This window comes from Miniphocaeibacter massiliensis (genome assembly GCF_900232905.1).
In the GTDB taxonomy this organism is placed as follows: domain Bacteria; phylum Bacillota; class Clostridia; order Tissierellales; family Peptoniphilaceae; genus Miniphocaeibacter; species Miniphocaeibacter massiliensis.
Genome location: NZ_OCTQ01000001.1, coordinates 166,947 through 187,570 on the forward strand (window position 1 = coordinate 166,947; position 20,624 = coordinate 187,570).

At 26.4% G+C, this 20,624-nt stretch carries 20 protein-coding genes and 3 tRNA genes; 20 read left to right on the forward strand and 3 right to left on the reverse strand.

What is annotated here, in order from left to right; translation table 11 throughout:
• Positions 1 to 33: 33 nt before the first annotated feature.
• From gatC to CS899_RS00905, 7 genes are all read left to right on the forward strand, one after another.
• On the forward strand, positions 34 to 318 hold the full coding sequence (gatC, locus tag CS899_RS00875; RefSeq protein WP_099203079.1) for an Asp-tRNA(Asn)/Glu-tRNA(Gln) amidotransferase subunit GatC: 285 nt from the start codon (positions 34 to 36) through the stop codon (positions 316 to 318).
• Positions 319 to 1,722, forward strand: coding sequence for an Asp-tRNA(Asn)/Glu-tRNA(Gln) amidotransferase subunit GatA (gene gatA / locus CS899_RS00880; RefSeq protein WP_099203080.1), 1,404 nt, complete (start codon positions 319 to 321; stop codon positions 1,720 to 1,722).
• Positions 1,722 to 3,146, forward strand: a complete 1,425-nt coding sequence (gene gatB, locus CS899_RS00885) for an Asp-tRNA(Asn)/Glu-tRNA(Gln) amidotransferase subunit GatB (RefSeq protein WP_099203081.1) — start codon at positions 1,722 to 1,724, stop codon at positions 3,144 to 3,146. The genes gatA and gatB overlap by 1 nt, the downstream gene beginning before the upstream one ends.
• A 9-nt stretch (positions 3,147 to 3,155) precedes the next feature.
• Positions 3,156 to 3,761 (forward strand): RdgB/HAM1 family non-canonical purine NTP pyrophosphatase, encoded by a 606-nt coding sequence (rdgB, locus tag CS899_RS00890; protein ID WP_099203082.1) that lies wholly within the window; start codon positions 3,156 to 3,158, stop codon positions 3,759 to 3,761.
• A complete protein-coding gene (locus tag CS899_RS00895; protein WP_099203083.1) occupies positions 3,742 to 4,209 on the forward strand; it encodes a metallophosphoesterase in 468 nt (155 codons plus the stop codon). Before rdgB ends, CS899_RS00895 begins: the two co-directional genes overlap by 20 nt.
• Positions 4,210 to 4,218: 9 nt before the next feature.
• Positions 4,219 to 5,070 (forward strand): bifunctional 5,10-methylenetetrahydrofolate dehydrogenase/5,10-methenyltetrahydrofolate cyclohydrolase, encoded by an 852-nt coding sequence (locus CS899_RS00900; protein ID WP_099203084.1) that lies wholly within the window; start codon positions 4,219 to 4,221, stop codon positions 5,068 to 5,070.
• Between the two features lie 92 nt (positions 5,071 to 5,162).
• Complete coding sequence (locus CS899_RS00905) at positions 5,163 to 6,017, forward strand: ComEC/Rec2 family competence protein (protein ID WP_099203085.1); 855 nt, start codon at positions 5,163 to 5,165, stop codon at positions 6,015 to 6,017.
• A 111-nt stretch (positions 6,018 to 6,128) separates the two neighbouring features.
• Here the strand turns inward: CS899_RS00905 and CS899_RS00910 are convergent.
• From CS899_RS00910 to CS899_RS00920, 3 genes are all read right to left on the reverse strand, one after another.
• Positions 6,129 to 6,202: transfer RNA gene (locus tag CS899_RS00910), tRNA-Cys, on the reverse strand.
• A 7-nt stretch (positions 6,203 to 6,209) separates the two neighbouring features.
• Positions 6,210 to 6,284 (reverse strand) — tRNA-Gly (locus CS899_RS00915).
• A 6-nt stretch (positions 6,285 to 6,290) separates the two neighbouring features.
• A tRNA-Phe gene (locus tag CS899_RS00920) sits at positions 6,291 to 6,366 on the reverse strand.
• A 79-nt stretch (positions 6,367 to 6,445) separates the two neighbouring features.
• Between CS899_RS00920 and CS899_RS00925 the strand changes: the two genes are divergently transcribed.
• The 13 genes from CS899_RS00925 (at position 6,446) to CS899_RS00985 (ending at position 20,621) form a co-directional block, all read left to right on the forward strand.
• On the forward strand, positions 6,446 to 7,282 hold the full coding sequence (locus tag CS899_RS00925) for a protein phosphatase 2C domain-containing protein (RefSeq protein ID WP_099203086.1): 837 nt from the start codon (positions 6,446 to 6,448) through the stop codon (positions 7,280 to 7,282).
• A complete protein-coding gene (locus CS899_RS00930; RefSeq protein WP_099203087.1) occupies positions 7,276 to 8,016 on the forward strand; it encodes a DUF6873 family GME fold protein in 741 nt (246 codons plus the stop codon). The genes CS899_RS00925 and CS899_RS00930 overlap by 7 nt, the downstream gene beginning before the upstream one ends.
• A gap of 1 nt (position 8,017) precedes the next feature.
• Entirely contained in the window at positions 8,018 to 9,319 is a 1,302-nt protein-coding gene (gene hisS / locus CS899_RS00935; protein WP_164995807.1) for a histidine--tRNA ligase, read from the forward strand.
• A 250-nt stretch (positions 9,320 to 9,569) separates the two neighbouring features.
• Positions 9,570 to 11,477, forward strand: a complete 1,908-nt coding sequence (gene thrS, locus CS899_RS00940; protein WP_099203088.1) for a threonine--tRNA ligase — start codon at positions 9,570 to 9,572, stop codon at positions 11,475 to 11,477.
• 91 nt (positions 11,478 to 11,568) lie between these two features.
• A complete protein-coding gene (locus CS899_RS00945; protein WP_099203089.1) occupies positions 11,569 to 12,381 on the forward strand; it encodes an amino acid ABC transporter substrate-binding protein in 813 nt (270 codons plus the stop codon).
• A 61-nt stretch (positions 12,382 to 12,442) separates the two neighbouring features.
• Positions 12,443 to 13,087 (forward strand): amino acid ABC transporter permease, encoded by a 645-nt coding sequence (locus CS899_RS00950; protein ID WP_099203090.1) that lies wholly within the window; start codon positions 12,443 to 12,445, stop codon positions 13,085 to 13,087.
• Positions 13,088 to 13,093: 6 nt separating this feature from the next.
• Complete coding sequence (locus tag CS899_RS00955) at positions 13,094 to 13,846, forward strand: amino acid ABC transporter ATP-binding protein (RefSeq protein ID WP_099203091.1); 753 nt, start codon at positions 13,094 to 13,096, stop codon at positions 13,844 to 13,846.
• A gap of 11 nt (positions 13,847 to 13,857) precedes the next feature.
• Positions 13,858 to 14,202 carry an arsenate reductase family protein gene (locus CS899_RS00960; protein ID WP_099203092.1) on the forward strand — a complete coding sequence of 115 codons (345 nt, stop codon included), beginning with the start codon at positions 13,858 to 13,860 and terminating at the stop codon, positions 14,200 to 14,202.
• Between the two features lie 97 nt (positions 14,203 to 14,299).
• Entirely contained in the window at positions 14,300 to 15,481 is a 1,182-nt protein-coding gene (locus tag CS899_RS00965; RefSeq protein ID WP_099203093.1) for a molybdopterin molybdotransferase MoeA, read from the forward strand.
• Between the two features lies 1 nt (position 15,482).
• Entirely contained in the window at positions 15,483 to 16,511 is a 1,029-nt protein-coding gene (mobB, locus tag CS899_RS00970) for a molybdopterin-guanine dinucleotide biosynthesis protein B (RefSeq protein WP_099203094.1), read from the forward strand.
• A 142-nt stretch (positions 16,512 to 16,653) separates the two neighbouring features.
• On the forward strand, positions 16,654 to 17,277 hold the full coding sequence (locus CS899_RS00975; protein ID WP_099203095.1) for a hypothetical protein: 624 nt from the start codon (positions 16,654 to 16,656) through the stop codon (positions 17,275 to 17,277).
• An 8-nt stretch (positions 17,278 to 17,285) separates the two neighbouring features.
• The gene (locus CS899_RS00980; protein ID WP_099203096.1) at positions 17,286 to 18,368 is read left to right on the forward strand and encodes a metallophosphoesterase family protein; all 1,083 of its coding nucleotides are present in this window, start codon (positions 17,286 to 17,288) and stop codon (positions 18,366 to 18,368) included.
• Positions 18,369 to 20,621, forward strand: a complete 2,253-nt coding sequence (locus CS899_RS00985; protein WP_099203097.1) for an ATP-binding protein — start codon at positions 18,369 to 18,371, stop codon at positions 20,619 to 20,621.
• Positions 20,622 to 20,624 lie beyond the last annotated feature (3 nt).

The window sequence follows — 20,624 nt, forward strand, 5'->3', positions numbered from 1 at the left end:
TAATGGTATATTATTTTTAAATAGGAGAAATTAATGATAGATATTAATGAAGTGAAAAGAGTTTATTCTTTAGCTAATTTGAAGATTAAAGAAGAAGAACTTGAAGTAATGAAAGATAAGTTTAATACAGTTTTAAATTTTGCAAATTCTATTATGGAAGTTGATACAGAAGGTGTAGAAATGTTAGAAATGGTTTCAAATCATAATAGTTATTTAAGAGAAGATAAAGTAGAAGATAGTATAGACAGAGAATTAGCATTAAAAAATGCTAAAGATAAAGAATATGGATACTTTAGACTAAAAAAGGTTGTTGAATAAATGAGTATAAAAAAATTAAGAGAAGATTTTGTTTCTGGGAAATTAGATTTAGAAAATTATTATAATGAATTAATAAAAAAAATAGAAAGTAAAAAAGACTTAAATATTTTTATTAGCTTTAACAAAGAAGATATTTATATACAAATTAACAATTTAAAAGAAAAAGCTAAAAATAAGAAATTTGGAAAACTTTTTGGAGTTCCTGTTACATTAAAGGACAATATTTCTTATGATAGATTAAAAATGACTTGTGGATCAAAAGCATTAGAGGATTTTAATCCCGTTTTTAATGCTACAGTAACAAAAAAATTACTAGAAGAAGATGCTATTATTCTTGGTAAAACTAATATGGATGAATTTGCAATGGGAAGTTCATCAGAAACATCTTATTTTGGAGTAACAAAAAATCCATTAGACACAAACTTAATACCAGGGGGGTCATCTTCAGGATCAGCAGCTTCTATTGCTGCAGAAATATGTCCTATATCATTAGGATCAGACACAGGTGGATCTGTTAGACAGCCGGCTTCATATTGTAATGTTTATGGGTACATGCCAAGCTATGGAACTATTTCAAGATATGGTGTTGTTTCTATGTCAAATACTTTAGATCAAGTGGGTATTTTAGCAAATAGTGTTGAAGATATATTATATACAACAAATCTACTTGGAGGATACGATAAAAACGATATGACATCTACTCTAAATGAAAATATTAATTTTAAATTAGATGACAGTTTTAATTTAAAAAATAAAAAGATAGGTGTTATAAATTTAGATAGTTTTGAATTAGAAAAAGAAGTATGTGATGACTATAATAAAGCAGTAGATAATATTAAAAAACTAGGTGCTGATATTATAGAGTTAGATTTCAAATATTTAAAACATTCAACTTCAATTTACTCAGTAGTTATGTCAACAGAGGTTAGTAGTAATATGTCTAGATTTGACGGAATTAGATATGGATATTTGACCGATAATTACTCAACTACAGAAGATTTGTATATTAATACAAGAAGTGAGAGTTTTGGAGAAGAAACTCAAAGAAGAATTGCAATGGGAACTTTGTTCTTAGCAGCTGAGAATGATCAAAAGTTATATAAACAAGGGCTGAAGGTTAGACAGTTAATGTCTAAAGAATTTGACAAAAAATTTGAAGAAGTAGATTTTATTTTAACTCCAACAACAACAAATTTACCATATGAAATAGGCTCAAGAAAGGAAGATCCACTAGCAACTTACGATAGTGGAACATTTAATGTGCCAGTTAATTTATGTGGATTATGCTGTATTTCAATACCTGTAAGAAAAGGAATTTCAGGTTCTATACAATTTATAGGTAAAAGATATGATGATGAAAATATTTTAAATGCAGCTTATTGTTATGAAAGGAGCAGTAATTAATGAATTTTAAAACTTTAATAGGCTTAGAGATTCATGTAGAGTTAGGAACAAAATCAAAAATGTTCTGTGGCTGTAAAAATGAATTCGGAGCAGCTCCAAATACTAATGTTTGCCCAGTATGTTTAGGGCATCCTGGTGCTTTACCAGTTATGAATAAAAAAGCATTAGAATATGCAATAATGGCAGGGTTATCATTTAATTGTGATATAAGAAATAGTTTTAAAATGGATAGAAAAAAATATTTTTATCCAGACTTGACTAAAGGATATCAAATAACCCAACAAGATATGCCTCTTTGTGAAAATGGATATATAGAAGTACATTCCCAAGAAGGAACAAAGAAAGTGGGATTATATAGAATACACATTGAAGAAGATACTGGAAAGTCTATTCACAATGGGGAAGGAAATACTCTTTTAGACTATAACAGAGCAGGAGTTCCACTTATAGAAATAGTTTCTAAGCCAGAAATGTCAAATGAGGAAGAAGCTAGAGAATTTCTTGATAACTTAAAAGAGACTTTAAAATTTATAGGTATTTCAGATGTTAAGATGGAACAAGGATCTCTTCGTTGTGACGTTAATATAAATGTAGCTAGTGAAGATGGAAAATTTAAAACTAAAATATCGGAAATAAAAAACTTGAATTCTTTCAAGTCTGTGTATAAAGCTATACTACATGAAGAAAAAAGACATTTAGAAATGGCAAAGAATAATGATATAGGATTTAAAGAAACAAGAAGATGGGATGAAGCAAGTAGTTCAACAATAGTAATGAGAAGAAAAGAAGAAGGTAGTGACTATAGATTTTCAGTTGAAGGAGATATTCCCATTACAGTAATAGAAGATAAATTTATAGAAGAAATAAAAAACAATCTTCCAGAATTACCAAAGCAAATAAGAGAAAGATTTGTAAAAGATTACAAAATAGATGAATATGATGCAGATATACTTTCCAGAAATAAATATTTATCTAAATATTTTGAAACTGTAGCAAGCATAACAAAAGACCCTCAGTTAACAAGCAATTGGTTATTATCTGATGTTTTGAGAAGGGTAAATGAAGCTGAAATTGAATTTGAAGATATAAAAATGGAAAGTTCAAATTTTGCAAAGTTGATATTATTAGTTAAAGATAAAAAAATAAACAATAATACTGCTAAAAAAGTATTAAGAAATATGTTTGAAGAAAATTTTGATCCTGAAAAATATGTTGAAGAAAAAGGATTAATACAAGTTAACGATGATTCTGTATTAGAAAAAATAGTAGAAGAAGTTTTAGAAAATAATCAAGAATCAATAAGTGACTATAAAAATGGTAAAGATAGAGCATTAGGATTTTTAGTGGGTCAATGTATGAAGGCTTTAAAAGGTAAGGGAAATCCTCAAAAGTTTAATGAAATGATTATAAAAAGAATTAGTTAAGGAGCATTTATGAAAAGACTAGTATTAGCATCTCATAACAAAGGAAAGATAAAAGAAATAAAAGATATTTTAAAAAATTTAGATATTGAAGTTTTAGGGATATCTGATATCATTACAATAGAAGATATAAAAGAAGATGCTGATACATTAGAAGGAAATGCTAGAATTAAGGCAGAGTATATCCATAATAAAATAGGAGGATATACTCTTGCCGATGATACAGGTTTATTTGTAGAAGTATTAAATGGAAAACCAGGAGTACACACAGCTAGGTTTGCAGGGGAAAACTGCTCCGAACAAGAAAATAGGGACAAATTATTAGAAGTACTAAATAATGAAAAAAATAGAAACGCAGTATTTAGAACTGTTTTAGTGTTAATAGATGAAAAAGGTAAAGAATACATTGTAGAAGGCAGTTGTGAAGGAACTATTTCTAATATGGAAATTGGAGAAAAAGGTTTTGGATATGACAAATTATTTATTCCTAAAGGTTATAGTACAACTTTTTCAGAAATTGGATTAGAAGAAAAAAACTTAATTAGCCATAGAGCTAAAGCTTTAAATAAATTGAAAGAATTATTGGTGGATATGTTAAATGAAGATAGCGATTATTAGTGATACACATGGTAGTATTAACAATGTAATTGAAAAAATAAAAAAACTTAATATCGATGCTATAATTCATTTAGGAGATTTTTCTGAAGATGGTAAAGATATAGGGGATATTACAAATATTATTACTTATGTAGTAAAAGGTAATAATGATTATTTAGCAACTACTGATAGTGAAGAGTTATTTATAAACTTAGGGGGTAAAGATTTTTTAATTACTCATGGACATAGATATTCTGTATATAGAGAAACTGATAGATTAATAGAAAAAGCAAAAATACTAGGTGCAGAAATAGCACTTTTTGGTCATACACATGTATTTTTTGAAGAAAAAATAGATGGAATTTGGGTGATTAATCCAGGTAGTCCAAGTTATCCTAGATATGGCGATGAAAAAAGTTTTGCCATTCTGGATTTAAATAAAATGGAATTAGAAAGAATTAAAATTTAGGAGGTAGCAATGGATGCTGTTTTAAGTTCAAATGAACTTGCAAAAAAATTAGAAGAAGATATTATAAGTAGAGTACAAACGTTAACACAAAAAGGTAATACTCCAAAACTTGCAATATTAAGAGTTGGAGAAAATCCTAATGATATTTCATATGAAAAAAGCTTATTAAAAAAAGGTGATGCATATGGAATAGAAGTACAACAAGTAGTTGTTGAAGACACTATAACAACTGAAGGATTAAAAGAAAAAATGGAAGAGTTAAACAACGATGATTCAGTTACAGGAATTATAATGTTTAGACCTTTGCCAAAACATATTGATGAAGAGTTAATTCAAGAAACAATATCATGGAAAAAAGATGTCGATTGTATGTCACCTTTGAACTTGGCAAAAATATTCCAAGGAGATTTTAGCAGTTTTCAACCAGCAACTCCATTTGCATCAATGAAAATATTAGAATATTATGGAATAGATTTAAGTGGTAAAAATGTTGCTATTGTTAACAGGTCAATGGTTTTAGGAAAACCTTTAGCAATGATGGTATTAGGTAAAAATGGAACTCCTACAATTTGCCATTCTAGAACAAAAGATTTGAAAAAGGTATTACAAGAAGCAGATGTAGTAGTTACAGCAACTGGTAGAGCTAAAAGCTTAACTAGAGAATTTTTAACAAAAGATTCTATAGTTATAGATGTTGGTGTTTCAATGGGAGAAGATGGAAAACTTTCAGGAGATGCTGATTTTGAAGATTTAAAAGATTTTGTAAAGGGAATAACTCCTAGACTTGGTGGAGTTGGTAAAATTACATCTACTTTATTAATGGATCAACTTGTACAAGCAAAAGAAAATAGTTTAAAATAAAGCCTGAAGGCTTTATTTTTTTGTTAAATTATTAAGTTTATAATAATATATTTGTTAAAACAATATGGTATACTTCAATATGGAGTGATTAAATGAAAAAAAGAACTAAGAAAAAACTTATAACTTTATTGCTAGCGATAATATTAACTATTTTTGGAGGAATAACAGTAAAAGATGCTGTTTTAAATGTAAGTAATGATCTAGAAGTACATTTTATAGACGTTGGACAAGGAGATAGTACATTATTAATTTCAAAAGGTGAAGCGATACTTATAGATGGTGGAGATAGAGAATATTCTTCTAAAGTTGTAAGCTATATAGAAAAACTAGGAATAAAAGAATTAAAATATATTATATCTACACATCCCCATAGTGATCATATAAATGGATTAGTAGGAGTTATAAATAAGTTTAAAGTAAATAATATAATAAGAAATGAAGAAGAAGTTGACACTAGGGTATATGAAAGTTTTGTGGAAGCCTATGAAAGAAATGACACGAATGTAATTATTCCTAGAGTGGGTGATAAGTTTAAATTTGGAGAATCAGAAATTACAATAGTAGGACCTACTGCTTATAACTTTGATACAAACAACAACTCTATAGCTATAAGAATAACACATGGTGAAAATTCAATTCTTTTTACTGGAGATGCTGAAAAATTAGAAGAATCTACATTGATGTACACAGGAGAAAAAATAGAATCAAAAGTTTATCATGTTGGACATCACGGTAGTAGAAAAGCATCATCAAAAGAGTTTTTAGATGAAGTTAACCCAGAATATGCAGTAATTTCTTCTGGTAAAGGCAATATGTATGGCCATCCTCATAAAGAAGTTTTAAATAGGTTGAAAAGTATAAATGCTGAAGTATTTAGAACAGATATATCTGGAAATATAGTAATGATAAGTGATGGAAAAGATGTGTTATTTAGTACAGAAAAATAATACTTATTGTAAATAAAATCATCAACATAGATTTATACTTCTTTAAACTAAAGCATTTTAAATTATTATAAAAAACACTTAAACATTTAAGTTTAAGTGTTTTGATTTTTATGGAGGCGGCACCCAGATTTGAACTGGGGATAGAGGTGTTGCAGACCTTTGCCTTACCACTTGGCTATGCCGCCATAATATTGGAGCGGAAGACGAGACTCGAACTCGCGACCCTCGCCTTGGCAAGGCGATGCTCTACCACTGAGCCACTTCCGCATTTTTTGGTGCCCAGAGCCGGAATCGAACCAGCGACACGAGGATTTTCAGTCCTCTGCTCTACCGACTGAGCTATCTGGGCAAGTAGTGCAATTGACTACTAATTTATGATACAATAATTCCAAATTAATGTCAAATAAAAAATAAATTATGGTGGTGACATGTTTAAATCTTTTAAAATAGCAAATTATACAGAAAAAGAATACAGTGAAGACAGTTATTTTGTATCAGAAAATTATATTATTGTTATTGATGGGGCATCTTCTTTAATAAGATATGAAAATAGCAATTTTTTAACTAACAAATTTGTAAATGGAATTAGAGATAACTTGGCAGTCTTACTGTCAGATAGTAGTATTAATATTCAAGAAGCACTTAAAAAATCATTAAACAATTTATTAAAAAAAGATAAACAAAAGCTTTTTACTAAACACGATATATCTGCAACTATTTCTATTTTTAGGATAGTAGGGGAATACTTAGAAATATATTATTTAGGAGATAGTCCAATAATAATAAAAACTTCTAGTGACATACAAGAATATGTAGCAAAAGATATTTCTAAATTAGATAGTAGTGTACTTAAAAAGATGAAGGAAATTTCCTTAAATAAAAAAACAAATGTTTTAGAAAGCAAAAATAGTAAATTGATTAAGGATATGTTAATTAAAAATAGAGGACTTAAGAATACTAAAGATGGTTATTGGATATTGGATACAACAGGTAAGGGAATAGAAAATGGAAATTATTTTAGAGTTACGTTAAAAGAAATTGAAAATATTATTGTTTGTTCAGACGGATTTAGCCAAATTTATGATACTTTTAAAATATATAATAAACTAGAAGATTTATTTAAGGACTTAGAAAATAATTCTATGGAAAATATAGTTGAAAAATTAGTAAAAGAACAAAATAAAGATAAAGATTTGAATAATTATCCTAGATTTACTAAAACAGATGATATTACAGCAGTATATGTTGGAGAAATAAAATGTTAAATCCATTTGTATTTAATAAAAGAGTTAAAGCAGTAATTATTAGTTACAAAGCTTCTGAAGAGTTAAAAAAACTTTTAAAAGACTTGAATATAGAAACAATTAAAACATTGCCTAATACTTTTCTAGATGTTCCTGTAAATGACCATCCAGACTTAGTTGTACATCCCATTGATTATAAAAATATATTAGTATGTAGAGAATATTTTAACTATTATCATAAAAAATTATCTAAGTATGATATAAATGTTTTTAGTTCTAAAAATTATTTAGAAAAAAACTACCCAAAAGATATATATTTAAATGTATCAAGAGTTGGAAGGTATTTTTTTCATAAAAAAGATTGTATAGATGAAAATTTGAATGAGCAGCTAATTAAACATTATAAGCCAGTTAATGTTAAACAAGGTTATGCAAAATGTTCAACTATGATTATTAAAAATGAGACTGTTGTAACTACAGATTTAAAACTACATGAAAAATATTTAAATTTAGGCTTAAAATCTTATTTACTACCACCTGATTTCATAAATTTGCCAGGTTATGATACTGGTTTTATAGGAGGCACTTGTGGTAATATAGGAAAAGATGAAATAATTTTTTATGGTAATTTAGAAAAATATAGATATTCAGATAAATTACTAAAAATTTTAAAAAAAGAAAATATAAAGTATTATTATCCAAAAACAGATTCTTTTATAGACAGAGGATCAGTTATTGGAATTTTAGGAGGATAAATTGAGTATAATTCAACCAAGCATATTACCTGGAATGATGGAATTACTTCCAGAAGAACAAGTAATTTTTGATAAAATGAAAAATATTATAGAGGAAACATTTAAAAAATATGCGTTTTTCCCAATAGATACTCCTGTTATGGAGAAGCTAGAGATATTGTTGGCTAAAGGTGGAGGTGAAACATCCAAACAAGTGTATACTTTAAAAAAAGGTGACACAGAAATGGGATTAAGATTTGATCTGACAGTTCCTTTAGCTAGATATGTCGCTCAGAAATTTAGTGACTTAAATTTTCCATTTAGAAGATACCATATAGGAAAAGTGTATAGAGGAGAGAGAAATCAAAGAGGTAGATACAGAGAGTTTTATCAATGCGATGTTGATATTATAGGTAATAACTCACTATCTATTTATAATGATGCTGAAATACCAGCAGTAATGGCAGAAATATTTTATAAATTAGGATTGGATAATTTTAAATATCTTTTTAATAACAGGAAAATATTAAACGGATTATTTGAATCTTTAGGAATAAACGACTTTGTATATGCTTTAAGAACTATAGATAAATTAGAGAAGATAGGTTTAGATAATGTGAAAAAAGAATTAATAGAGCATGGAGTATCTGTTGAATCAATAAATAAGCTTGTTAATTTTATATACTTTAAAGGCACGAATAGTGAAATTTTAGATTATCTTAAATCATTAAATATTGACAATGAATTGTACAAAGAAGGTTTAGAAGAGTTAGAATTAGTTTATAAAAATATGATGTCATTCGGAATTTATGAAGAGAATATAGAGATAAAATTAAGTATAACTAGAGGATTAGACTACTATACAGGGTCGGTTTATGAAACTATAATTCCAGAGTATGAAAACCTAGGCTCAATTTGTTCTGGTGGAAGATATGACGATTTAGCAGGTAATTATACTAAACAAAAACTTCCAGGAGTTGGACTAAGTATAGGTCTAACTAGACTTTATTATCAATTAAAAGAAGCTAATTTAATTAAATTAAAAGATGAAGCTCCTATAAAAGCGATTATTTTACCTATGAAAGGGTATGAATCTAATGCGGTAGAATTATTGACTGAGTTAAGAAAAAATGATAAAATAGTTCAAGCTTACATGGAAGGTGGCAAGTTAAAAAAACAATTTAACTATGCTGACAAATTAAATATTCCAAATGTAATTGTAATAGGTGAAGATGAAGCGAAAAACAATGTCTATACCTTAAGAGATATGAAGACAGGAGAACAAAAGTCTGTCGATTTAAATTATTTAATAGAAAATTTATAAAGCTGTGAAAGACCCGAGTAATAATTTTAAACTTTAAGAGAGAAATAGACTTGGCTGAAATCTATTTTAAGTAAATGAAATTATGAATACTAGTCTGGAGCTAATAATTAATTAAGAAGCAATTAGGGTGGAACCACGAGTCTTTCGTCCCTACTATTATAGTAGGAACAAAGACTCTTTTTTATTATTAAGTAAATGAAAAAATGTAGTGGAATTACTAAATAAAAATATATTGAAGATGGGGGAACAAATGATAAAAATTACTTTACCAGATAATTCTGTACGAGAATATGAAAGTGGAATATTAGTTATGGATATAGCTAAAGATATTTCTGAAGGACTTGCAAGAGCTGTAATAGGGGCTGTTGTAAATGAAAAAATTATGGGAATGCAAGAACCGGTAAGAGAAGATGCTAGCGTTCGATTTGTAAAATTTGAAGAGCCAGAAGGAAAGGAAATATTTTGGCATACATCAGCACATATAATGGCTTTAGCAGTACAAAGACTTTATCCAGAAACTAAATTTGGAATAGGTCCAGCAATAGATAATGGATTTTACTATGATTTTGACTTAGAACATAGATTTACAGAAGAAGACCTTCCAGCTATTGAGAAAGAAATGAAAAAAATAACTAAAGAAGGTTTGAAAATGGAAAGATATGAAATGCCAAGAAATGAAGCATTATCATATTTTAAAGAAAGAGGAGAAGTTTATAAAGTAGATTTAATAGAAAATTTACCAGAAGATGAAATAATCTCTTTTTATAAGTTAGGTGAGTTTACAGATCTTTGCAGAGGACCACATCTTTATGAAATAAAGAAAGTTAAAGCTATAAAACTGCTAAGTATAGCAGGGGCTTATTGGCGTGGTGATGAGAAAAATAAAATGCTTCAAAGAATATATGGTATAACTTTTGAAAAGCAAAAACAATTAGATGAGTATTTAGAATTTTTAGAAGAAGCAAAAAAGAGAGATCATAGGAAATTAGGTAAGGAATTAGATTTATTTAGTTTTCATGAAGAAGGACCAGGATTCCCATTTTTCCATCCAAATGGAATGGTTTTAAGAAATGAGTTACAAAATTTTTGGAAAAATTTACACATAAAAGAAGGATATGGAGAAATAAATACTCCAATAATTTTAAGTGAAAGTTTATGGCACCAGTCAGGTCACTGGGATCACTATCAAGAAAATATGTATTTTACAAAAATAGATGATGCAGATTATGCTATAAAACCAATGAATTGTCCAGGATCAATCTTAGTATATAAGAGCAATATGCATAGTTATAGAGATTTTCCTCTTAAATTAGGGGAAATGGGATTAGTTCACCGACATGAACTTTCAGGTGCCTTACATGGATTATTTAGAGTAAGATCATTCACACAAGATGATGCTCATATATTCATGCTAAAAAGCCAAATAAAAGAAGAAATATCTAAAGTAATAGACCTTTGTGATTATATTTATTCAGTATTTGGATTTAAATATAGTGTGGAACTATCAACAAGACCAGAAGATTCAATGGGTAGTGATGAAGACTGGAATATAGCAATTCAAAGCTTAAAAGATGCATTAGATGGAAAAGACTTTGAATACACTATAAATGAAGGTGATGGAGCATTTTATGGTCCAAAAATAGATTTCCATTTAGAAGATGCAATAGGAAGAACTTGGCAATGTGGAACAATACAGCTAGATTTTCAAATGCCAGAAAGATTTGAGTTAACATATATAGATTCCGATGGAGAAAAGAAAAGACCAGTTATGGTTCACAGAGCTATTTTAGGTTCGATGGAAAGATTTATCGGTATATTAATAGAACATTTTGCTGGTAAATTCCCAACATGGTTAGCACCAGTACAAGTAAAAATATTACCAATATCTGATAAATTTAACGACAATGCATATGAATTAAAGAAAAAATTAATGGATAACGGTATTAGAGCTAAGGTTGACGATAGAGCAGAAAAAATTGGATTTAAAATAAGAGAAGCACAATTAGAAAAAGTTCCTTACAGTATCATACTTGGAGAAAAAGAAATAACAGAGAATAAAGTTTCTGTAAGAAAAAGAGATATAGGTGATACTGGTGCAGTTCCAACAGAAGAATTTATACAAAAAATATTAGAAGAAATAAAAAATAAAGAAATTTAGAACAGCAATGCTGTTCTTTTTCTTTACACAAATATTTTACTATGGTACTATAATAAAGTATAAGAGATAATATTAAACAAGGAGAAATTAAATGAATAGAAAAAAGTTATTTAAAGGTTTATTTTTGTTATTAGCACTAAGTATATTATTAGTAGGATGTAAATCAAAAGAAGAAAATAAAGCTACAGAAACTGGAGAAAAAACAAAGGAAGTAACAGATAAATTAATTATAGGTTTTGATCCGAATTTTCCGCCAATGGGATTTAAGGATACAGATGGAAGCTACACTGGATTTGATTTAGAGTTAGCAGAAAAGGTTGCTGAAAAATTAAATATGGAAATAGAACTTCAACCAATAGACTGGGGAAGCAAGGATGCAGAATTGGATAGTGGAAATATAAATGTAATATGGAATGGTTTTACAAAGACAGGAAGAGAAGATAAATATACATTTACAGAGCCATACATGGAAAATAGACAAGTTATGGTAGTTAATAAAGATTCTGAATATAAAACATTAAAAGACTTAGAAGGAAAAAACATTGAACTACAACAAGGTTCAACGGCAGAGAAAGCTTTAGATGATTCCAAAGAATTTAAAAAGAGTTTAGGGGAAGTTTTAAATGTACCGGATAACTTAACTGCGTTAAATGATTTAGAACAAGGTTCTACAGAAGCTGTTTTGATGGATGAAGTAGTAGCAAAATATAATATCAATAATGGAAGAAATTTTAGAGTTATAGAAGAATCTCTAAAAGATGAAGAATATGCAGTAGGATTTAAATTAGGGAATGAAGAACTAAAAGATAAGATAGATGGTGCGTTGAAAGAATTAGCATCAGAAGGAATATTAAAAGACTTATCTGTTAAATGGATAGGTGAGGATAAAACTTTAATAAAATAAATTTAAAATATAGATATGATTTCGGTCATATCTATATATTTTTTAAGGATATAGGTGGGTTATGTATTTTGTAGATATTTTTATAGAATTATCAAAAGGTTTTTCAACAACTTTTATGATTTTCTTAATTACATTATTGCTTTCGATTCCGTTAGGAATAATTGTATATTTTTTGAAAAAATCAAATAATATAATAGTTTCAGGAATTACTAGAATATATATTTCTATAATGAGAGGAACTCCTTTAATGTTACAGCTGATGTTCATTTTTTATGGGCCATTTTATTTATTTGGTATGAAATCACCAGACAGATTTATTGCAGTAATAATAGCATTTGTTATAAATTATGCAGCATATTTTGCAGAAATTTACAGAGGAGGGTTTAAGTCTATAGATGTTGGGCAATATGAAGCTGCTAAAATCTTGGGACTTACGAAATGGCAAACATATAAGAAAATTATATTTCCTCAAGTTTTTAAAAATTCATTACCGGCAATGACAAATGAAACAATAACTTTAGTAAAAGATACATCTCTAGCTTTTGTAATATCTGTAGCAGAGACTTTTACGTTAGCAAAGGCTATAGCAAATAGAGATTCTAATATGCTTGCATTTGTTGCAGTAGGAATATTTTATTTTGTATTTAATTATATTGTTGAAATTATAATGAATAAAATAGAAAATAAGTACAATTATTTTAGGTAGGTAAAAATGACTGTTTTAGAAATGAAAAATATAAAAAAGAGCTTTGAAAAAGAAGAGGTTTTAAAAGATATATCTATTTCTGTTAAAGAAGGAGAAGTAGTTGTAATTATAGGATCTTCTGGTTCAGGAAAATCTACTTTAATAAGATGTGCGGTAGATTTAGAGAAAATTAACTCAGGAGAAATAAAATATGGTGAATTAACTTTGGCAAGTACAAAAAACAATGAAGTTTTATATGCCAAAGGTGAAGAATATAAAACAATTAATCATAAATATGGAATGGTTTTTCAAAACTTTAATCTTTTTCCAAATTTGAGTGTGTATGAAAATATTACTTTAGGACCTAAAATGGTTCTTAAGAAAGAAGAAAAAGATACTGAAAAAATAGCGCTAAATCTAATAAAAAAAATGAATTTAGAAGGAAAAGAAAAAGCATATCCTTATAGCCTTTCGGGAGGTCAAAAACAAAGAGTTTCTATAGCCAGAGCATTAGCTATGAATCCAAGTATATTATTTTTTGATGAGCCAACATCAGCACTTGACCCAGAATTAACATCAGAAGTGCTAAAAGTAATAAAACAATTAGCAGAAGAAAATATAACTATGGTAGTTGTTACACATGAAATGGATTTTGCAAAAGAAATAGCTGACAGAGTAATTTTTATGGATAATGGGTATATCGCTGAAGAGGGAACTCCTGAAGAAGTTTTGGTAAACCCTAAAAATATTAGAACAAAAGAGTTTTTGAATTTAATGTAGAGAGGTTATTTATGATAGTATATTGTTATTCTAAATGTAGTACTTGTAAAAAGGCATTGAAATTTTTAAATGAAAGAAGTATATCTTATGAGCTTAAGGATATTTCTAAAGAACATCCATTGTACAATGAACTAAAAGATATTATTAATAAAAGTGGATTGGATATTAAAAAGTTTTTTAATACAAGTGGTAAATTATATAGGGAATTAAATTTGAAAGACAAACTGAAAGATATGAATTTAGATGAAAAAATTGAACTTTTAGCATCTGATGGAATGTTAATAAAAAGACCATTGCTTATCGATAAAGATGTTGTTTTAGTAGGAGTTAAAGAAGAAGAGTATAATAACTTATAGAAGTGATTATGCACTTCTTTTTTTATTAAATTAAGAGTTTGTTTTTTAATGAAATTAATAATATAATTCTTATATTATACAAAATAAAAGGTGAAATATGATAGATGTTATAGAAGCTATAAAAATATTAAAAGATAATATAAAAGAACAAAATGAGAATATATTAGTCAATTTATTAGACGCAGTAGGATACACTTTATCAGAGGATATTTATTCTCAAATAAATGTACCAGAATTTCCAAAATCTGCTATGGATGGATATGCAGTAAACCATTTAGATTTAGAACAAAACGATGAATTTAAAGTCATTGATGAAATATATGCGGGAGAACATAAAAGTATTAGATATATACCAAATACTGCGATAAGAGTTATGACAGGAGCGTTTATTCCTAATGGATATGACTGTGTAGTAAAACAAGAAGATACAGATTATGGAGAAAATGTAGTAAATATTAAAGTAAAAGAAAAAGAATTTTCAAATTATTGTCATAAAGGTGAAGATATAGAAAAAGGAGAATTAATATTAAAAAAAGGTATAGTTATAACATCTGTACATATAGGAATATTTGCTAGTTTAGGAATTGATAAAATTAAAGTAGTAAAACCTTTAAGAGTATCTTTGTTATCTACAGGAAGTGAACTTCTATATCCTGGAGAGAAATTGAAAGATGGGAAAATTTATTGCAGTACATTATTCACGTTAAATTCATATTTAAAAAAATACAATATAGATATAGTTAATTTAGAAATAGTTGAAGATAATTTAGAAGTAATAAAAAAGAAAGTTCAAGAATTTGTAGAGATATCAGATGTTATAATAACAACAGGTGGAGTTTCAGTTGGTAAATATGATTTAATACCAGAATTATATAATTCTATTGCCAATAATATTTTATTTAGAAAAGTTGCTATGAAACCAGGTACTCCTGTTTCATCAGCTAGAATTAACAATACTATAATTATAAGTTTTTCAGGAAATCCATTTGCAGCTCTAGCTAACTTTCAAGTATTGTTTTGGCCTATTGCAGAAAAATATTATAATAGTGAAGAATTTAGTAATATAGTACATGAAAAAATAATAGAAGGTGGATATTTAAAATGCAGTAAATTGCAAAGATATGTTAGAGCAAGATATGAAAATGAAAAAGTTTATGTAGAAAATATACATTCATCATCTGTAATATCAAATCTTCTAAATTGTAACTGTCTAATAGTACAAGAGCCAAACAGGGAATTAAAAAAAGGAGAAAAAGTAAAAGTTATTTACTTGCCATAAAATGAAAATAGGAGTAGGAATTTTAGCAGGTGGTAAAAGTAGCAGAATGGGTAGAGATAAAGCTGAATTACCATATAATGGAAATAGTTTTTTAGAAAATTTAGTTAATGAATTTAAATCAAATGAGATAATAGTTTCATCAAACACAAATTACAACATAGATGAAGTGGAATATGTAAAAGATAAATATAGTAATATTGGACCGATTAGTGGTATTTTAGAGATTCTTAAAAAAAGTAAAAATAAATATAATTTTATAATAGGCGTTGATATGCAAAATATCAATTATGAATTTCTTGAATATATTACAGAATTTGTATCATCTGAATATAAGGTTTTTTCAGCTAAATATGATAATAAATTAAATCCACTAGGAGCTATTTATTCAAAAGAAATGATACCAATCATTGAAAATGCAATTGAAAAAAAAGATTATAAATTAATAAATTTAATAGAAAAAGATTTTTCAAAGGTTGTTGATTTAAAATACAGTAAGTTTAATAGAAGTATTTTGGATAATATAAATACTAAAAAAGATTACAATAGATTTTTAAGGAAAAATATATTAGCAATTTGTGGTAAAAAAAATTCTGGAAAAACAACATTTATTACAAAAGTAGTAGAAAATTTAAGGAAAAAAAATTATAATATAGCAGTTATAAAGCACGATGGACATGATTTTGATATAGAAGAAAACACAGATACAGGGAAATATATTAGTGCAGGAGCAAATGCTGTGTCTATATTTTCAGAGTACAAGTATATGTGTATAGAAAATAAACATAATGATGTTGAAGATCTAATAAATTTGTTTAGAGAATATGATTTAATAATAATTGAAGGTATGAAAAATAGTAATTTTGATAAATTTGAAATTGTTAGAAAAGAAAATTCTTCAAATATTATTTCTCAAAAAAAGTTAAAAGGAATTATAACTGATATTGATAGTTTAGGAAATAGGTATAAAAATAGATTTTATTTAAATGAAATTGAAAAGTTTTCTGAATTTATTATAAAAAATTATATATAAATAAAAATAAAAAAGAATATATATATAAATTCTTTTTTATTTTTATGTAAAAAATTATTAAACTAGAGATATTATGCAATTTACTTTGATTCTTATCTAGTTTAGGTTTGTTATATTTGCTATAATTTAAACAGGTGATATTGTGATAAAATTCTTTGAAAAGTTGAAGGAAGAAAATCCTCAATTATTATTAAAAATATATAATGATTTAGAAGACATAGAAAATTCTTTTAAAACAGTACAAACTTATGATATAGATTTTAAGGGTTATAAAGAATTAAAAACTTTTTATGAAGAAATTTTAAAGATAAAAGAGATAATTCCAATAGAAGGCATTCAGTTATCTCTTAATATTTTAAATAATGAAAAAATTTTTTCAAATGCAGTAAATTTAACATATGATTTTACATTTGCAAAACCTAAATCATATTCAATATATAGAGGGAAAAATATAGAAGTATCATCATTTAAAGAATTATATGAACAAATCCTTTTGTATTTATTTAAGATAGATAAAACAAAAATGTATTCTTTAATTAACAAGACTAAATTTAATGGTACTAAAAAGCCATATTTCTCTAAAAATAAAGATAATATGATTAATTCTTTTAAAATAAGTGATAACTTATATGCTGAAACACATTTTAGCTCTAAAAAATTTAGCAAAATGTTAATTAGATTATTTAATTTATATAATATTGATATTAACAACTTAAAAATATATATAAAATATGATAAAAAAGAAAAGTATAGATATTATGAATAGGTGGTTTTATGAAATTTTTGCACAGTAGTGATTTTCACATATCTACTAGCTTTGAGTCGTCATCTTTTTCAAGAGAGTTAGCGGTTGAAAGAAGAATAGATATATGGAAAAGTATAGAAAAGCTTATAAATGAAGCAAAGAATAAGAGGGTAGATGCTTTATTTTTGTCAGGAGATTTATTTATTGAAGAATATATAACAATGGCAGAAATAAAAAGGTTGTATGATTTATTTAAACAAATATCAAGTACAAATATATTTATAATATTAGGAAATCATGATCCATATAGAGAAAATTCAAAGCTAAAGCTTATAGAGAAGCCAGAAAACGTATACTTATTTGAGAAAGATTATATTACAAGATTTGAATTTGCAGATTATGATGTATATGGAATAAGTTATGTGGACGAAGTTTTAAATAATGGAAATCTTTTTGAGGGAGTAGAATTAAATTTCAATAAAAAAAATATACTGATGCTTCATAGTGACATTATTAATCCTAGTTTTAGATATCAACCAGTAAAAATAAGAGATATAGAAAAAATGAGGTTTGATTATGTTGCATTAGGGCATATTCATAAGCCAGAGGTAATTAGAGATAATATTGTGTATTCAGGTTCAATAGAACCTTTAAATTTTGGAGAGCAAGGAACACATGGAGCAGTGTATGGTAACTTGGATGATGATAAAAATTTAAATATACAGTTTTTGGATTTATCTCAAGCAATATTTATTGAAGAAGAATATAATGTATCAGGAGAATTTGATTTTTACGATTTAAAGAATAAGCTTTTAAACGAATGGATATATAAAGACAAAAAAAATTTTCTAAGAGTTAAATTAACAGGTCATATTCCAGAACAATATGAAATAGATTTGCCTGCTATACTAGAAGAATTAAATGAATATGTCACACATTTAGAAATAGTAAATGACTTAGATTTTAATATTGATTTAGATAAATTATATAAATTAAATCAAAATAATATAATTGGAATATTCATAGAAAATATGAGAAAGAAAGACTTGACAGATCCTATAAACAAAGAAGCATTAGATATGGGACTAAGAGCATTATTAAAGGGAAATTAAATGAAAATAAAAGAATTGAATTTAATTAATTTTGGAAAATTTAATAATAATATTATTAACTTAGATAGTGACTTTATTCTGATACAAGGATTAAATGAAGCTGGTAAAAGCAGTATTTGTAAATTTATAGAAGGAATGTTCTATGGATTTGTAAAGCCATACCTAAAAACACTTAGATTTAATGATGATTATTATAAATACAAACCATGGAGTGGTGGAGATTATCAGGGCAGTATAGTTTTTGAATACAAAGGATCTTTAATAAGGTTATATAGAGATTTCACCAATAGGGCTTATAAAATATTTGATGAAGTGACAGGAACAGATATTTCAAGTAAATTTGAAGGATATGAAGCTAGTAACTTAAGTTTTCCTGGAGAATTCTTTTTCAAATGTAGTAGTGATGTATTTGTAAATACTATAATGATAGGACAGGATAATAGAGATATAAATCCAGAATCAACAAAATATATTTCTGACAAAATCTCTGATGTTATTACAGAAAATAATGACAGTTTTTCTATTGTAAAAGGTTTAAATCATCTCATTGAGTTAAAAAATGAAATAGGAACTGAAAAATCTTTAAAAAAACCTTTAGGATCAATGGTAAATAAACAAGCTATTTTAGAAGAAAAAGTTGCAAATGGTTCGAAATTAAAAGAAGAATATGATTCCTATCTTCAAGAAATAAATAGCAAACAAAAAACTTTTATAAGTATAAAAGAGAATATAAAAGTTTATAATGATTATTTGAAGTATACAGAACAACAAAAGTTATTGAAAGTAAAAAAAGCTAAAGATGAACTTGAGTTAGAAATAATGACTTTGCAAAAAGAAAATGAAAAATTTTCTAATTTTAAAAATATTTCTCCTAGTGAAATGATGCAGATAGAAGAAATACAAAAAGAAATAAAAATAATTCAAAGAAATTTAAATCAGTTATCAAGGGATAAAAAGAATTTATTCAATGAACTAAAAAAATATAGAGATTTAATAGAAATAGAAAATATAAAAATAGAGTATAGAAAAAATTTATACAATAATATTAAAGGAAGAGAAGGCAATAAGAAACTATTACTTTTACTTGGAGGAATATTAATATTATCTATTGCGGCAAACATATTTGTTTATGTAAATAGTTCTAATATACAAAAATATTTATTAATAGCATCAGCTGCAGTTTTAACCTTGTTTATAGTGTCTTTAATTAGGACTCAATATTTAAAGAAACAAGAAAATGAATTAAAAAATACAATAAATAAAGAATTTGATGTATCCTTTGACAATTCAAATAATATATTAAACAATTCTTTCTTTAATGGAGAGAACAAAGAACCATTTAGTATGTACGAAAGATTAAATGGACAGTTACAAGAAAAAGATCAAACAATAGAAAAATTATTAAACGAAGAAGACTATAAGAATGAACAATTGTATGAGATTTCTTTAAAAATACAAAATAGAACTGGAATAAATGTAGATAATTTTATTAAGAACAAAGATAGATATGATGAAGTAAACTATTTAATTAAAGAAAAATCAGGAACAATAGAATCAATAAAGAAAGCTTATGATTTTTCAATTTTAGAAAATGAAGAATTGGTTGAATACAACAATAATTTTCAATATATAGAAAATTTAAATTTAGAGCATGCTAGCAAGAAATCTGAATCATTAATAAAAGAGATATCATCTTTAGAAGAAAAGAAAAAATTTGTAGAAGAGGAAGTACAAAAATTACCAGAATATATTGAAGAATTAAATTGGACTAAAAAAGATATTGAAAAAATGAAAAATTATATAAAGTCTATAGAAATAGCAGTTGAACAAATTAATATATCTCATAATGAAGTAAAGATAAATTATATACCTAGACTTATTAATTTCTTAGAAAAATATTTTTCAATGATATCAAAATATAATTTAGGTATTAAATTAGATGAAGATTTGAATGTTAATTTCTTAAAAAATAATTCTGGTGAGTTCAGAAAAATTGATAGTATAAGTAAAGGCAGTTCAGATCAATTGTTTATAGGACTTAGAATAGGACTTACAAATGAAATATTTGGAGAAAAAGAAATTTTAATTTTTGATGATGCATTTGTTAACTTTGATGATGATAGGCTTTTAAATCTACTTTATTATTTAAAGGAAATAAGTAAAGAGCGACAAGTAATTTTATTCTCTTGCCAAAGTAGAGAAAAAGAAGTATTACTATCTGGAAATTTAGAATTTCAACTTGTACATTTATAGGAG